The 15,269-nt window shown below is 69.2% G+C and carries 11 protein-coding genes and 7 pseudogenes; 10 read left to right on the forward strand and 8 right to left on the reverse strand.

The window, feature by feature from the left end; genetic code table 11:
* Positions 1 to 614: 614 nt before the first annotated feature.
* Positions 615 to 677, forward strand: a pseudogene (locus OG956_RS40355) (hypothetical protein); the annotation flags it as partial.
* Between the two features lie 66 nt (positions 678 to 743).
* Here OG956_RS40355 and OG956_RS37670 read toward each other — a convergent pair.
* A pseudogene (locus OG956_RS37670) lies at positions 744 to 961 on the reverse strand (hypothetical protein); the annotation flags it as partial.
* 261 nt (positions 962 to 1,222) lie between these two features.
* Here OG956_RS37670 and OG956_RS37675 point away from each other — a divergent pair.
* The gene (locus OG956_RS37675) at positions 1,223 to 1,546 is read left to right on the forward strand and encodes a cupin domain-containing protein (protein WP_330343067.1); all 324 of its coding nucleotides are present in this window, start codon (positions 1,223 to 1,225) and stop codon (positions 1,544 to 1,546) included.
* Positions 1,547 to 1,715: 169 nt separating this feature from the next.
* Positions 1,716 to 2,585, forward strand: a complete 870-nt coding sequence (locus OG956_RS37680) for an EamA family transporter (protein WP_330342494.1) — start codon at positions 1,716 to 1,718, stop codon at positions 2,583 to 2,585.
* 171 nt (positions 2,586 to 2,756) lie between these two features.
* Here the strand turns inward: OG956_RS37680 and OG956_RS40360 are convergent.
* Positions 2,757 to 3,608 (reverse strand): annotated as a pseudogene (locus tag OG956_RS40360) (transposase); the annotation flags it as partial.
* A 79-nt stretch (positions 3,609 to 3,687) separates the two neighbouring features.
* On the opposite strand from OG956_RS40360, the gene OG956_RS37690 reads away from it, so the two are divergent.
* The gene (locus OG956_RS37690; RefSeq protein ID WP_330342495.1) at positions 3,688 to 4,275 is read left to right on the forward strand and encodes a hypothetical protein; all 588 of its coding nucleotides are present in this window, start codon (positions 3,688 to 3,690) and stop codon (positions 4,273 to 4,275) included.
* Between the two features lie 14 nt (positions 4,276 to 4,289).
* On the opposite strand, the pseudogene OG956_RS37695 reads toward OG956_RS37690, so the two are convergent.
* Positions 4,290 to 5,148, reverse strand: a pseudogene (locus OG956_RS37695) (IS5 family transposase).
* 1,037 nt (positions 5,149 to 6,185) lie between these two features.
* On the opposite strand from OG956_RS37695, the gene OG956_RS37700 reads away from it, so the two are divergent.
* The 6 genes and pseudogenes from OG956_RS37700 to OG956_RS37725 form a co-directional block, all read left to right on the forward strand.
* On the forward strand, positions 6,186 to 6,311 hold the full coding sequence (locus OG956_RS37700; RefSeq protein ID WP_330342496.1) for a hypothetical protein: 126 nt from the start codon (positions 6,186 to 6,188) through the stop codon (positions 6,309 to 6,311).
* A 488-nt stretch (positions 6,312 to 6,799) separates the two neighbouring features.
* Positions 6,800 to 7,285 (forward strand): hypothetical protein, encoded by a 486-nt coding sequence (locus tag OG956_RS37705; RefSeq protein ID WP_330342497.1) that lies wholly within the window; start codon positions 6,800 to 6,802, stop codon positions 7,283 to 7,285.
* A gap of 333 nt (positions 7,286 to 7,618) precedes the next feature.
* A complete protein-coding gene (locus OG956_RS37710; RefSeq protein WP_330342498.1) occupies positions 7,619 to 8,740 on the forward strand; it encodes an FAD-dependent oxidoreductase in 1,122 nt (373 codons plus the stop codon).
* Between the two features lie 475 nt (positions 8,741 to 9,215).
* Positions 9,216 to 9,272 (forward strand): annotated as a pseudogene (locus OG956_RS37715) (hypothetical protein); the annotation flags it as partial.
* A 71-nt stretch (positions 9,273 to 9,343) separates the two neighbouring features.
* A complete protein-coding gene (locus OG956_RS40365) occupies positions 9,344 to 9,847 on the forward strand; it encodes a DUF4158 domain-containing protein (protein ID WP_443065707.1) in 504 nt (167 codons plus the stop codon).
* A pseudogene (locus tag OG956_RS37725) lies at positions 9,732 to 10,253 on the forward strand (transposase); the annotation flags it as partial. The gene OG956_RS40365 and the pseudogene OG956_RS37725, both read left to right, overlap by 116 nt.
* A gap of 251 nt (positions 10,254 to 10,504) precedes the next feature.
* Here the strand turns inward: OG956_RS37725 and OG956_RS37730 are convergent.
* The 5 genes and pseudogenes from OG956_RS37730 to OG956_RS37750 form a co-directional block, all read right to left on the reverse strand.
* Positions 10,505 to 11,674, reverse strand: coding sequence for a 4-hydroxybenzoate 3-monooxygenase (locus tag OG956_RS37730; RefSeq protein ID WP_330342499.1), 1,170 nt, complete (start codon positions 11,672 to 11,674; stop codon positions 10,505 to 10,507).
* Between the two features lie 216 nt (positions 11,675 to 11,890).
* Positions 11,891 to 12,673 carry a helix-turn-helix domain-containing protein gene (locus OG956_RS37735; RefSeq protein WP_330342500.1) on the reverse strand — a complete coding sequence of 261 codons (783 nt, stop codon included), beginning with the start codon at positions 12,671 to 12,673 and terminating at the stop codon, positions 11,891 to 11,893.
* 11 nt (positions 12,674 to 12,684) lie between these two features.
* A complete protein-coding gene (locus tag OG956_RS37740) occupies positions 12,685 to 13,110 on the reverse strand; it encodes a hypothetical protein (RefSeq protein ID WP_330342501.1) in 426 nt (141 codons plus the stop codon).
* Between the two features lie 100 nt (positions 13,111 to 13,210).
* Positions 13,211 to 14,152 (reverse strand): hypothetical protein, encoded by a 942-nt coding sequence (locus OG956_RS37745; protein ID WP_330342502.1) that lies wholly within the window; start codon positions 14,150 to 14,152, stop codon positions 13,211 to 13,213.
* A 509-nt stretch (positions 14,153 to 14,661) separates the two neighbouring features.
* Positions 14,662 to 15,166: pseudogene (locus OG956_RS37750) on the reverse strand (IS110 family transposase); the annotation flags it as partial.
* Between the last annotated feature and the right edge of the window lie 103 nt (positions 15,167 to 15,269).

A 15,269-nucleotide genomic window follows, 5' to 3' on the forward strand; every position in this document is an offset into this window, starting at 1 on the left:
CGACATTGCGGCGGGTCTGCTGGGCCTGGGGGTCCTGTTGTTCCTGCTTGAGGCGAAGCGTGGGAACTGTTCGTAGAATTCGTGCGGGGGACAGCGGGCTTGCTGTCCTGGTGGGCACAGGGCATTTTCACGATGGACACCGAGTGGCTGCGTGTTGTCCTCAACTACGGTCTCGCGGCCGTCATCTATTTGCTGATCAGTCAAGGGATCGCTGCCCGGCTCAACGGAGCCTGACAGTGGCCAGACCTCTCTATCGATCCCCATGAAGGTGGGCCGACTATGACACACAGTTTCCATGGAAACGATCGCTTGCCGATCTATGAGGACCTGATACGCGAGCGGGGTGACGTCGTAGCCGAAGCTCAACGCGCCGCAGCACACACGCAGCACCAGGCAGCGCGCTTGCTGCCCGGACGGGACGCGGGGCAGCAAGCCCGTCATCGGGACGACAGCGCCGGAGACGCCGCGGCTGGTCAGCCGGAGTGGCGCGGGTCGCCGCCGTAGGGGTCGCCCTCGGCGCGGGTACGTCCGCGTGTGTCCCGCCCTCGCCCAGGACCAGGCCGTGGCCCAGGCGGGCCGACGGCACCTCGAATCAGGAAGAACAGAAAGCGCAGATGGATTACTGCTCCTCATGCCGTCGACACCTCAGCGGCGCACTGGTGTGCCCCGGGTGCGGCGCCTACGCCCCGGACATCGCCCCGCCCGTCGCCGACGGCCACAGCGGCCCGGTTCCGGAGATGTCGCCACTCGGGGTGGCCCGCGTTTGTGCAGGAGTTCCACCGCGCGGTCGAACTGGAAGTCGGCAGTGCCGGTCAGCTGGTGGAAGTCGTACAGGCGGCCTCTGGCCTGCTCGCTGGTCTCGAGCGCCTTGGACAGCGCGCCGAGCGCCTCGACCGTGATGTCGCTCAGGCCTTCGGGGGCGGCGGTGCCGGCCGTCGGGGCCGTCCAGGTGCTCGGTCACACTCGCGGCGTCCCTGCGCGCGGCACTGCGGCCGGGTCCGGGCGTACGGCACAGGGTGCTCGCGCACCACGCTCATCTCCACGCGCCCGGCGATCCCGCGGACGAGGTGCGGGTCTGGCTGGACGACCGGCCCGTGCCGCACGTGGGCGAGCTGCTCGCGGACCACCGTGCCTGTGGCTGCCAGGAGTTGAACGGGGTGACGGGACACATCGCCGCGGTGCTCGCCGCCTGCCTGCCACGGGTCAGGAGGGGTACGCCGACGTGCCCGGACCGCTCGGTCTCCCGGGTGGCTATCCCGTCTGCATCGGCGATGCTCGCATCGCCCTCGACCTGCCACCCGGCCTGTCCCGGGCGGAAGCGGTGGTGTGGCAGGCGAGAATGGCGGACCACGACGGCGTGACGGTCCTCCCGTGCGGTGAGGTGCGTTTCGGCACGAGGGCTCACCGGGCCCTCGCCGCCCACCTGCCGGACGTCTCGCGCACCCAGCACGCCGGGCGTATCGGGTCACTGACGCGCCGCCTGCTCCTCCTCCGCGAGACGTTGCGGGCGCAGCGTCCCGGCACAGTGGCGGCGCACCCTCGCTGACCGCCACGCATCCCGCGGTACCCCTGGGGACGAACGAGTGCGCACCCCACCACGACAGGCGGCACGGGCATCGACGTATCGTGCCGCCGGAAGGAGTCCAGTAGCCATCAGCCAGTCCCCCACGCCTCGTGCCCGGGCTGCCGCGGCGATCAGCCGAGGACTCCGGGCCGTGCCCGCCCCGGGCCTCGTGATGGGCGGTGTGCTCGGCCTCCAGGGCGGGGCAGCGCTCACCACCCGCCTCTACCCTGCCGTGGGCCCGGCCGGGGTGGTGACCCTGCGGCTGTGCCTCGCCGCGCTCGTGCTCACCGCCGTGTGGCGACCACGGATCCGAGCCGACCGGGCCACCCTCGGCACCACCGCCGCCGCGGGCACCCTCCTCGCACTGCACCACCTCGCCTACTACGAAGCGGTCGACCGGCTTCCCCTCGGCGCCGCCACCACCCTGGAGTTCCTCGGCCCGTTCGCCATCGCCCTGTGCGGCTCCCGGCGCGCCCCCGACCTGCTGTGGGCGTGCCTCGCGGCCACCGGTGTCGTCCTGCTCAGCCACTCCGGTACGGCCCTGAACCCGGCCGGGGCCGTCTGCGCCGCTGTCGCCGGGTGCTGCTGGGGCGGATACATCCTGGTCGGCAAACGACTGGCCGAGCGCATCCCCGACGGCCGGGGCCTCGCCCTGGCCGTCACCTGGGGAGCACTGCTGAGCCTGCCGTACGGCATCGCACAGGCCGGCTCCCACCTTCTCGCACCGGGCACGCTCGCCGTCGCCGCCGCCGTGGCCGTCCTCTCCAGCGTCCTGCCCTACACCTTTCACCTGGAAGCCCTGCGCCGGGTCCCACCCCGCGTCTTCGGCGTGCTCACCAGCCTGGAACCGGCGGTCGGCGCGCTGCTCGGACTGATCCTTCTGGGCCAGCACCTCGCCGCGCCCCAGTGGGCCGGCGTCGCGGCGGTGGCTCTGGCCTCAGCGGGCAGTATCCGCACGGGGGAAGCCCCGGCCACGGAGCCGGACCGAGTCCCTCGGGAAGACGTCACACCGGCCCCCTGACCGGTGGAGTGCCTGGTGACCGGCGACGGCCGATGCCGGCCCGGAGCCGCCGCCATGCAGGTGGGATGGTGACTACCAGGTGGTCAACGAGGTCCAGGTGCTCGACCCGCCGCGCGCCATCGGCTGGCTGACGGGGCAAGCTGGCCATGCCACAGGGCTTGCCGCCCTGCCTCACACCACGTCGGAGGAGCGGCGGGTGGCGTACGAGGAGCAGCTGCGCGCGGCGGTCCACGACCAGCTGGTGCACGACCAGGCACACCGGGAGCGGGCCGCCTTCGAGCGGGAGCGGCGCCAGGAGGCCGTAGCGGGCCCGCGCCGAAGCCGAGGCAGCCGAGCAGGCCCGGCGGGCGCAGCCGTGCGCCGGCTGCGGCAAGCCGGAGGCGGCCGGGTGGTGCGAGGCGTGTGCGACTCGCAGCGCAGCCGAGGACCTGATGGCCGAGGCGGTGCTGACGGCGGAGCTGGACCAGGCGCTGTCGCCGCGGCCGCGCAGGGCGCGACGGAGGAGACGCTGGCGCTGCTGGCGCGGCTGACGGTGGAGAACGTCGGTCGTGACGGTCGCGCCGGTTTCCGGGCGAGCCGGCGCGTCATCAGCGTGATGGACGGCCAGTTGATCAGTGACTCGCCGACGTGCGGGAGTCGTTCGTGGCCCCGGCAGTGCCGGCGGGCCCGCATGATCCAGGACAGGGAGCGTTCGACGACCCAGCGGTGGGGCAGGACGATGAAGCCGGCAGTGTTCGGCGGCCTGCGTACAGTTTTCAGGGTGATGTTCAGGCGGTCCTTGGCCCAGGTCACCAGCTGTCCGGCATAGCCGGAGCCGGCCCAGACGGTGGCGATCTCGGGGTGCATCAGTTGCAGCCGGAACAGGATCTCCTTGGCGGCGTCGCGGTCCTGGACGTCGGCGGGGGTGACCATGACGAGCAGGACCAGGCCGCGGGTGTCGATGACCAGGTGCCGCTTGCGGCCACTGATTTTCTCGGCGCCGTCGTAGCCGCGGCTGTCCTTGCCGACGGTCTCGGACGCTTTCGCGCTTTGGGATTCTTCTCTGAACTAGCTCAACGAGTGGCCCGGAGCCGTGTCAGTTGCTCCTGTTAGGGTCCGCGCCATGACCTCAACCGATCATTTGCTCGCATTGATCCGGGACACCCCCGGCATCGCTGACCTATTGCATTCGTCCTTCGAGTTCGGGATCTTCCGCGGTGATCACGGTGAGGCGGTCCGAGCGGCCTCGGGTGCCGCGCTGGAGGCCATCGCCGGTGACTGGGCTGGCGGAACCTTCTTTCTGTGCCATGACGAGGACGGGCGGCGGCCCGTGGTGTTCGCGAGTTCTGAGGGACAGGGCGGTGTGATCGCTGGCGACTTGAAGGCAGCGTTGGAGATCATCACTGGCCTGGCTGTCTGGCAGGACTGTCTGAAGTTCTCCGGCGGCGGGAGTTTGGAGGCCATGGGGGCCGCCGCTGTGCTCCTTGAGCGGGACCGGGTGCGGGACGAGCCCGAGATCGCCGAACACCGGGCCCGTGTCGCTGCGGCTCTGTCGTTGCGCCAGGTGTCCGTGCCTGAGCTCGTCGCCCGGCTGCGGGACGCAGTGACCAGCACCGAACCGGGCCACGTGGTGGTGACCGAGTCGGGCGATGAGTACGAGTCTCTCTTCGGGACCTTCCTGCCCACTGACAACCCGAGCTGGCTTCTATGAACTAGGGTCCGTCTTCAAACGGATCTTGCCCACAGCAGGAATGACGCGAGCGTGACCGCCGGCCTCGTAGGGGGTGGCGGTCTTTTCGTATCGGGTGGCAATGCCGCGGAAGCCCTTGAGCCGGTTGAAGCAGTGCTCGATCATGTTGCGTCGGCGGTAGATCTGCCGGTCGAATCGTGGTGGTGTGCCGCCGCGGCGGACGCGGTTGTAGCGATGCCGTTGTTGGTCCGCCTTCTCCGGGATGGTGTGTGCGATGCCGCGTTTCACGCAGGTAGGAGCGGAATCCACGGGAGCTGTAGGCCTTGTCTGCGATGGCACGGTCGGGCCTGCAGCGTGGTCGGCCCAGGCCGGTGCGGGGAACGCGGATGCGTTCGAGTAGCGGGCGCGCAGATGCTGTCGTGGCGTTGGCCGGGCGTCAGCAGGATCGCGAGCGGGCGTCCTTTGCCGTCGCAGGCGAGGTGGAATGTGGTGGTCGGTCCGCCTCGGGATCGACCGAGGGCGTGATCGTCCGGTTCGTCCTGGTGGCGCTGCCCTGTTTTCAGCCGGTGCCGACGTGCTGGTGGGCGCGGACGACGGTGGAGTCGATCTGGACCAGCCGGTCGATGTCGTCGGCTGCGTCCGCCTGGGCGTGGATCTGCTGCAGAGCCCGGGTGAAGACGCAGGCGAGGGCGTAGCGGCGGAAGCGGGTGTAGACCGTTTTCCACGGCCCGTAGCGGTCCGGCAGGTCACGCCAGGAGACACCGGTCCGGATCGTGCAGACCATGCCGTTGAGGACCTGCCGGTCCGCGACGCGTGGCGGCCCCCTGACGGCACGTGGTATCAGCGGAGCGAGTAACTCCGCTCCTGGTCGGTGAGTTCATGGCGACGTATCACCTGACCATGATCCACCGCGCGATGATCTTTGAAGCCGGACCCTATAAGGACCCGGTGGAGACCAAGATCCACGCTGCCGTCTGCTCGCGGAAGGTCAGCCTTGCCGCGGCACAGCAGGCCATCGTCTCCGACTGGACCACCGCACGCCCGAAGGCGGCCGTGGCGCGATGCGTTGCGCGCTTCCTGGACCGGCCACCGCGGCCCTGGTGCTGGCCGGCTGTCGGGCCCCCTCTTGTGGCATCCGGCCGCAGGCCAGCGTGGGTCCGCCTGGGGAAACGAGTCGAGCGACTCCGAGGTCGCCACGAGCATCGGGCGGGGAGACCCAACCAAATATCTCCATCATCGCGGCCGGGCCAGCAGTTCGGGAAGGTCGTACTCGCAGTACACGGTGCGCGATGAGATGGGGACGACTGCGCGATCACGCGGGGGGAGCAGGGAGCGCCGCCACCACTCTTCCAGCCCCGGCTCCTGGAGGGTCGGCCAGCTCCCCCGGGACTGCGGGAACGTACCAGTGAAGGCGCGCAGATGCCGGATCAGGCGGACGGACCCGCTCCAACCTCGCTGAACTGCGGCTTTCGGGAAATCCGCGAATGCACGGACACTTTGGAGATTTGTTGCACGGCAGGGAAGGGGCATGCGCAACAACACCCCATCCCGGAAACCTGTTACCGGGTCTGCGCCGAACGGCTTCACGGGGGTCGGCCATCGGATCGTGTCAATGTGCGTGCCGGCCACGGGGGTCCAGTCACCCCGTGCCTGTGAGATGCCCAGCCGCGCAATCTGGACGAGAGGACTAGCAGATGCGAACAAGGATTTCAGCAGCACTACTCACCCTCGGCGTAAGTGGCGCGATGATGCTCGCCACGCCTGCGGGATCGGCTCAGGCCGCCCCTTCCCACCCGGACTCCGCCGTCACCAAGGCCGCCACCGCCGGGCCAAACGCTGGTTCGTGCACTCACTGGCAGGACAGCAACACCTACGGCTACGGCTGCAAGGGCTACCCCGCGGGGTATTACGTCCAAGCGTGGGCGCACTGTATGAACGGAAAGTACGTCCACGGCAACGACGTTCCTGCCTCGGGCAGCAGCTACCACTGGTCGTACGCCTACTGCACCAGCGTGAACTCCTCCCTCCTCACGGGCTGGTACGTAATCTCGCAATGAGCACAGGCGCACCGTACCGCTGATCCCCGATACACCGGCCGGTGACCGTGGTTGGTGGAACGGGAGCGCATAAGAGAGTGCGTGCTGGCGTCGGGGCGGCGGTCGCCGCGACTGCGGCGGTCACCGCCCCGTTCCGTCCCCCGCACGACCGTGCCCGCTACACCGACGGCTGCGCCGCCTACCCCGTACCGCCCTGGGCAGGAGTCTTTCCTTCGACCTGGCCCGAGCTCCGGGAGCTTGATAGGCCGGCGACGACGGCGTCCTGGTCCCGGTGCAGGCCGGTGACCAGGGAGTGCAGTGCGGGTAGGTCGTCGGCGAGGACGCGCTCCATAGACGAGGCTGCGGACGCGGCGGGCCGCCGCACCGCCTAGCCCCTGCTTCGCCAGCGCCTGGGCGAACTCCACGCTGCACGTCAGCGCAGGGGGCCCTGCGCGGTCCATCAGGGAAAACGGGCTGCGTCGCGATGGACTGCCGGGCAGTATGACGGGGTGTCTGATGTGCTGTGGGCTGACGTTGCGTGCTTCTTCGACCCTGACCTGATGGGTTCGCTTCCGGACGCGCGTGTCCCGGATGCGTCGGTGGAGGACTGGCAGGCACTCCTCGACCTCGTCGCTGAACGTGACTGGAAGTGCAGGTACTCCGAGGGCGAGACTGTGCTGCCGGTGCCACCAGCACAGACAGTGCTCTCCCGTCCGGCCGACGCCGAACGCCCCGAGCTGCGGGTCTGGCCGTCAATCGAGGTGCTGGCGATCTTCCGCTTCCATGCAGCCGAGGAGATCGACTTTGATGTGGACGTGCGGGAGATTCAGGGCCAGGAGCGACTCGACGTCTTCTGCCGTTTCCTTCGCGGCATCGGTCGTCGGCTTGGCAAGCCGGTACTGATGGATCCAGAGGGCGACTACGGCCACCCAGTGCTCGGGTTCGACGTGGAAGCCGATCATGTCGTACTCATGGCTGAACGGCCCGTTATGTGATCACTGCTTGCATGCAGCAACGCGCGCACCCGCTGCTACGTGGGGAAGCAAAGCGAGCAGGTCTGGCGAACGCTTGAGCACAGGGTGGGGCGATTCGGATATCGCCATCAGTGCGGGCAGGGCCTTGAAATCGGCCATCACCGCTCGTCGTCACCACTTGGCTGCGGGCTCAACCAGGGGAACGTGTCCACCTGACAGCCATCTGATCTGCGGTGCCGGTGGTATGTCGGAGCACTGTCGGTCGGATGTCGGTGGCTCGTCGGCGGGGGCTGGCACCTTTCCAGGGACGGCCGGCCGGAGCTCACCGGGCGGCCCGATCCAGAAGGAGTCACCATGCACACCCCAGTCACGATCGTCGGCGCCGGACTCGGCGGACTCACACTGGCCCGCGTCCTGCACGTTCACGGAATCCCGGTCACGGTCTACGAGGCGGAGTCCTCTCCCTCGGCGCGCGCGCAGGGCGGACTGCTCGACATCCACGACTACAACGGGCAGCTCGCACTCAAGGCGGCCGGGCTGATGGAGGAGTTCCACGCCATCGTTCTGGAGGGCCGCCAGGCGCTGCGGGTCCTCGATCCGGACGGGACTGTCCTGCTCGACCAAGCCGACGACGGCACGGGCGGGCGCCCTGAGGTGCAGCGCGGCGACCTGCGACAGGTCCTGCTCGACTCGCTCCCGGCAGGCACCGTGCAGTGGGGGCACAAGGTCAGCCGCACCCGTGCCCTCGGCGAGGGGCGCCACGAGGTGACGTTCGCCGACGGCGGCAGCGCCGTCACCAGCCTGCTGGTCGGCGCGGACGGCGCGTGGTCACGGGTCCGGCCGCTGCTGTCCACCGCCACACCCGAGTACATCGGTACATCGGTCGTCGAGACCTACCTGTTCGACGCCGGCACACGGCACCCGGCCGCCGCGAAAGCGGTCGGCGGCGGGATGCTGATCGCACCCTCGCCGGGCAGGGAGATCTTCGCTCACCGGGAAAAGGACGACACTGTGCACGCCTACGTGGGGCTGTCCGAGCCGCAGGACTGGTTCGCCGCCATCGATTTCGCCGATGCCGCCACGGCCACCGCGCGGATCGCGCAGGAATTCGACGGCTGGGCGCCGGAGCTCACCGCACTGATCACCGACAGCGACGTCGCACCGGTGTGGCGCCCCCTCTACGCTCTTCCGACCGGGCACCGGTGGGACCGGGTGCCCGGGGTGACCCTGCTCGGCGACGCCGCCCACCTCGCGGCTCCCAACGGCGAGGGCGCCAACCTGGCCATGCTCGACGGCGCCGAACTCGGTGAAGCCCTCGCCGCGCACCCCGACGACATCGAAACGGCGCTCACCGAGTACGAGCAGACCATGTTCCGCCGCAGCGCCGAGACCGCCACCGACGAGATGCCCGGGATCGACTCCGCCGACAACACGGCCCACGGCCTGATCAACATGCTCACCGAGAAGGGCCGATGACCCGCTCAAGCCCAACCTGATGCCCTCCTTACCGACATCAGCCACGGCCCAGCGATCCTGGAGGGGAGCTCCACGAGGTGTATCCAGCCCGTCTGGGTCTGCCGCCCCCTCCACAACCGCGCGAGGACCTCCTGCTCCGGGTACCCAGCACCGGGTCGGCGGGCGGCACGACCCGCACCGGCACGGGTACCGGCTGGTCTGCGTCGTCGAAAAGGGGGCGTCACGGGTCCCGCCGTAAGCAGGTGCTGCGCGGGCGGTCGCCGTCACGGGGGCGAGTATGCGTGTCGCCGGGATCGGTGTCGTTGACCCGATCGAGAACTGGTCGTTGATGTCGGCCCCGAGGGCGCTTTTCACTCCTCAGAAGGTCCGTGCCACGGCGGCGAGGGCCCGGGACGCCTGAGCGCGATGATCAGCGAGGTGGAGGCGGCGCCGGAGTCAGCGACGCGGGGGTGCGCCCCTTTCCGAACTCCATGAGGTGATCTGGACGGCGGCGGCCGCGCACTGGACGACCCACCAGTACCGGGTCGCGGTGCGGGAGGCGTCTGAGGCGCTGACCGCGCACTGCAAGGAACGCCTGGGCCGGCGTACGAGCACGCGTGGGAGATCCGGGACGCCTACGGCTATCACCCGTACGACGATGCGGAGTGGTCCCGGAAGTTCCGCAGCTTCCTGCAGGGGCGAGCGTGGACGCACGCGGAGGGGCCGGTGGCGCTGTTCCATCAGGCGGTGGGGTGGCTGCGCCGGAACCGGGTGCTGCTGCCTGGGGTGAGTGTGCTGGCGCGGCAGGTCTTGCAGGTCCGGACGGTCGCGCAGAAGCGGTTGCACGCTGCCGTCGCCAGGGCGGCGGCCCGGGCGGATAGGGAGTTGCCGGGGCAACTGGTGGCGACGCTGGTGAGGCCGGAGGGTAGCGCGGTTCTCGGAGCTGGAACGTCCGCGTCGGCCGCCGACGCGGACGACGGGCACGGCGTTCGCCCGTGCGCTGGAGCGGGTGGACGAGATCGGCAAGCAGATGCTGGCCCTGCTGGTCCAATTGGAGGCCGCCTGCACGGCAGCCGACGACCTCGCCGAGGCGGTCGAGGAGGTTTTCCCTCAGCACCCGGACGCTGACGTGATCCTCAGCTTCCCTGGTCTCGGCGTCCAACTCGGCGCCCGGGTGCTCGCCGAGATCGGAGACGACCGCAGTAGGTTCGCCGACGCCCGCGGGCTGAAGGCATACGCCGGCTCCTCACCCATCACCCGTGCCTCCGGCAAGAAGTCGTCGATCACCCGCCGGTGGGTGAAGAACGACCGCCTCAACCACGCCGGTTATCTGTGGGCCTTCTCCGCCATCACCGCCTCACCCGGCGCCAAGGCCCACTAGCGTCGCCGCCGCGACGACCACGGAGACTGGCACGCCTCCGCACAGCGCAACTTGTTCAACCGCATGATCGGCCAGCTCTACCACTGCCTCCAGAAGCGCACGCTGTTCGATGAGAACACGGCCTTCCCCACCGAACTCTCGGTCGCCGCTTGACGTGTTAACCGCCTGAGGTGTCTGCGGAGCGCAGGTAAGACGGGCACCCGTGCCCGCACAGCGCGGTGAAACAGGAACCCACCGAGACGGTCGGACGACCGTGGTAGGAATCCCCCACCTTTAGATGGGGGAGCGGAAGTCAAAGCTTCACCGCCAGCGTCCCGGCCGCAGGCGTCTTGCGCCCGCTGCGCGATCCGGAGGCTGCGGAATGGGACGATGACGACACAGCATGATCGAGGAGGAGGTGTGGACTAGTTGGTTCCGGCGGTGAGTTCGCTGAACAGCTTGTTCGCCGATTCCGAGGCGAACTGGCGCTGGAGCTCGGCGCGGGCGATCTGCTTCTTGAACTCACCCTCGAAGCCGGCGAATCCGGCATTGTGCATGGTGTCGGTGATCCACATCGCGAACGCCTGGTAGTTCCAGATGTGCGGCAGGCAGGTCTCCGAGTAGCTGTCGAGGAGGCTGGAGTCACCCTCCTTCGCCTGGCGGATCACGGCTCGGGCGAAGACCTCGGCGTCGTGGAGGGCCAGGTGTATGCCCTTGGCGCTCATCGGCGGGACGATGTGGGCGGCGTCGCCCAGGAGGTAGAGCTTGCCGTAGCTCATCGGGGCGAAGACCACGCTGCGCAGGGGCACGATCTGCTTGGACAGGATCTCGCCGCGCGAGGGTGGGGTGCCGAAGCGGGCCTCCAGCTCGCTCCAGATGCGCTCGTCCGGCCACTGGTCGGGGGTGTCGTCGACCGCGCACTGGAGGTAGATGCGGCTGGCCTCCGGGCCGCGGGGGATCATGCCGGCCAGGCCCAGTTCGTGGATGGCCATGCCGGACGGGCGGGTCGGGGTGGCGGCCAGGACGCTGAGCCAGGAGTAGCCGTACGCGTGGGAGTACTCGGTCAGGGCGGAGGCGGGGATGCTGCGGCGCGAGACGCCGTGGAAGCCGTCGCAGCCGGCGATGAAGTCGCAGTCGACAGCCCGCGCCGTACCGTCGGCATCCCGGTAGCGCACGACGGGGCGACCCTTGGTGATGTTGACCAGGGTGACGTCGGCGGCTTCGTAGCGCAGGTCGCCTCCCTCGCGCAGGAACAGCTCGGTGAGGTTGCGCACGAGGACCTGCTGCGGGCAGTACAGGCTCTCGTTGTTGTCGTCCACGTCGATCGGCATCGCGTGGCCGTCGATGTAGAAGCCGCCCTCGCTGTGCGGGATCGGGTCGCCCGCCAGGACTTCCTCCAGGCCCCACTCGCGGAACATGCGCACTCCGAAGGTGTCGATGGTCCCGGCGCGCTGGCGCTTCTCGACGTAGGAGCGGGGGTGCTTCTCCAGCACGATGCAGTCGATGCCGTTGCGCAGCAGAAAGTTGCCAAGAGTCAGGCCGGCGACGCCGGCTCCGATGATGACGACTGTCGTTTCGTCGTGTGTCGTGGTCATGGGTGTGCGAGCCTCCGTGCTCAGGGCGAGGGCTGGTGGCGGCATGGCCGCCCACCAGCCCTCCGACGTCCGGGTGGTGTTGAGTACGGTCATCACCCTCGGGCAACGCCTGGCATGCGCACCACCGGTGATGGGACAGCAGATACCGAAAAGCCGCCATCTTGGAGGATGAGGCCGCCGCCAGCGCCTGAGCTGTGCAGGCGCCGGCGCTGGCGGTCAGGAGTGGCGGCGTAGTTCGAGCTGGTAGCGGCCGGGTGTCTGACCGACGACCTCGGTGAAGGCGTCGATGAAGCTGGAGGGGTTGGACCAGCCGCACGCCAGCGCGGTCTCCGTCACCGACATTCCGTCGGTGAGGTGGGCCAGCGCGTGGTGGATGCGCAGGGTGGTGCGCCAGCGGTGGAAGCTCATGCCCAGCTCGGTCTGGAACAGGCGGCTCAGGGTGCGCTCGCCGGCCCCCACTCTGCGGCCCAGTTCGGCCAGGGTCGTGGATTGGGCAGGGTCCTCGTGCAGCAGCGCGGTGGCGGCGCGGAGCCGGTCGTCATTGGCTTCCGGCAGGTGGAGGGACTGCTCTGCGGCGTCGACCAGCTCGTCCACGATGACGGCGAGCAGCCGCCGGTGCGCACCGGGCCGTCGCTCCGGGCTGCCGGTGAGGGCGAGGAGCGTTTCACGCAGCAGCGGGCTGACTGCGAAGACGCTCGGGTGGTCCACGAGCTGTGCGCACAGGTCGAGCGGGACTTGGAGGACGCGTACGTCGGTCCGGCCGTAGAAGCGGTGGGAGTGCGCGAAGTGCGGGGGTGTCCAGGTAACCCGGTTGGCGGGCGCGACCCATGTTCCGCGCTCCGTGGCGGTGGCCAGCGCGCCGGCGGCGGCGTAGACGAGCTGCCCCTCGGCATGCGAGTGGGGGTCGAGCCGATAGCCGTGCGGCAGCCATGCGGCGCCCTGGAGTGGCGTCGCGTCCTGCTCGGACGATGTCGTTGCAGGTTGGCGGTCTTTCGGCATCAGATGTCAGTTTACTGCTGGTCCCGCATGGGTGGTGAGCCGGACAGGGACGTCATGACCTTGATGACCAGATCTTCGCGGACATCGCTGTCCCCATGGCGCCCGACAAGATCCGCAGTGCCGTGATCGATCCGAGAACCTTCGCCCCCGAGATCAACAACAGGTCCCTGAAGCAACTGGCCCGCTCGGCCGCACTGGTGAGCATCGCCCACACCGCCTACCACCTCATGGCCCTCGAAGCCGCCCGCAGCATGCCGCTTGTCCTCCTGCCCTGCTGCCAGTGGCTCGACGCGCCCCTCGACGGACTGGGCGGCGGCCCGGAGGGCGAACGCCTCGCAAACGCCGTCCTTACCGTGTGTGCGAAGATCGCCGGCACCGACGCCCAGCTCATCCTCACCACTCCGCAGGCCCTCCCCGTCCGCCCGCAGGGCAAGCACGCAACCGAGCACGGCAGCACCAAGCCACCGGTTAGGGCGAAGGCTGAGCCCGCTGAACGGGGTTATCCAAGACGGCTCCGATGCCGTAAGTGGGAAGCGCTCAGCGAACGCCGTGGCGGCGCTTCACCTGCTCCCAGACACCGGTGTCGCACGGCCCGGCGAGCCGCCGGAACGCCTCGTAGGGCAGTTCGCGCAGCGGGGCCGGCTCAAGCCAGCTGTCCCGTACGGCGGTCGGGTCCCAGGAGGCCACCGGCATCCGCACATAGTCGGGGCGGCCGCTCTTGTCGGCGCTGGTGACCTTGAGCACCTGGGCGTGATGGCGGAAGGTGCGCACCACCAGACATGGCCTGTCCTTCGAGCCGGTGCCGTCGTCGAAAGGAAGCTCGGCGAACCAGACGTCGCCCGGCGCGGGAGGACGCCCGCGGAACATGCCGGGATCCGGTGGCACCGACTCCGGGCCCTGGCGCGGCGTGGACGCGGGCCCACTTGGCTGACGTACGGATCCGAAACCCGCGCCCCCTCGTGGAGGGCGCACCGAACCCCATCCGGTGCCCCTGCGCGGCGGCGCCGCAGCGGGGCGTGGCAGGCCGCGGATCCAGGTGCCGAGGAGCAATCCTGTGACCAGCAGTGACACGCCGGCACCGGTCAGCGCGCAGGAAATGAGGTCGGCGCCGGTCGCCGCCGCGAGGAGCCCACCGCCCAGGCACTCGGCCACCACCAGGCATGCCTGGATGCGCACCGAGCTGCCCTTCCCCGCCCGCACCGGCGCGGGCCTCGCGGCCCCGGGCCTGACCGGTTCGGCGTGTTGCGGAGTACGAGCGCGGGCGCGGGCGTAGGCGATGAGCAGGGCGATCAGCAGGACGCCGAGCAGGTCCAGCACGTCAGAGAACCCGTAGCCGCCGTCGTCCTGGTAGCCCTTGTCGTAGCCAAGGACGAACAGGGCCATCGCGGTCAGGCTGGTGAGGGGAAGCCATGCGACGAGCAGGGCGACAGCCAGGACGGCGTACGCCGCACTGCCGTGTCGCCCAATGGTCTCCCGCACAGATACCTCCCCCGCCCACCCGGCGCCGACAGTACTCCCCTGTCCTGCGGCCGGGGAAACCCGCGTACAGAATGGGGCAGTTGACCGGACGCGTGCGGCCCCTCGGCCCGCCGGCAACGACGACCCCATCTACCTGCGCGTCCATGCCAGTCCTGAAGGACATGACTACGACGGACGGATCGCAACACTGTGGAGGCGACATGGCGCAGCTGGATCACGCCAATTACCTGCGGGGGCCACGAGTTCCACGAGGAAGTCGGTGCTTTGTTGTCAGACCCGGACGCTGGCCTTCCTGTTGCCCTGCGTCGAGTCACGATCTGTGCGTGACGTGTACATGCTTGGATTGGGAGCGCTGCAGGTAAGCACTCGTGAGTAGCTCGGGGCATCGCCGTGCCGAAGAGGGGGCGGAGTCACCCGGCACCCGTCGGATCACCACGAAGCTCGCCGAAGCGGCGCCAGTCTTGTTATGGACCTCAACGGTCAGAAGGACCCAAGGCATCCGCTCCGAACTGCATTAGAGGGTGGTCCTCCAGCAGTTCCTCGATCCGTGTGGCGAGGAGTTTGCGCTGGTCGAGGACGGCTTGGAGCGAGTTGGCGAGGCTGGGAACGATCAGCGCGGCCGCGTCGGTGCCGGGCACCACGACGGTCTGCTCGTCCAAGGCCCGTGAAGATGTCCTCGACCAATCGCTCGGCTATGTGCGGGGCCTTGGAACGCATCAGGCTGACCAGCCGTAGGCGTCCGGCCTTGCGGATCTCGGCCGGGGACCCGAACTGGTCCAGCAGCCTCAGGACGGCCGGGTGCTGGATTCGGGGGCCGAGGACTCGCTCCCGGTGCGGGTGGATCTGGGTGAGCAGGCCGCGCAGCCGGTTGCTGATGCGGGTGGCCTCGCCGGCCAGGTCGTCGTCGAAGCCCACGATCATTTCCAGCTCGGCGACTGTGCCGGCGAGTACGTGGTGGACGCCCAAAGCCTGAAGTCCTCGACAAACGTGTCCGAGATCAGCCCGGGCGTCGGACGCCGGCAAGAAGATCAAAGGACGCAAGCGGCACCTGATCCCCACAGCGATCCCGGGCGCTGATCCACTGGGCGATGGCTGGCAAAATGTCCAGCGAGCTGAC

Origin of the sequence: Streptomyces sp. NBC_00557, assembly GCF_036345995.1 — a bacterium.
Taxonomy (GTDB): Bacteria; Actinomycetota; Actinomycetes; order Streptomycetales; family Streptomycetaceae; genus Streptomyces.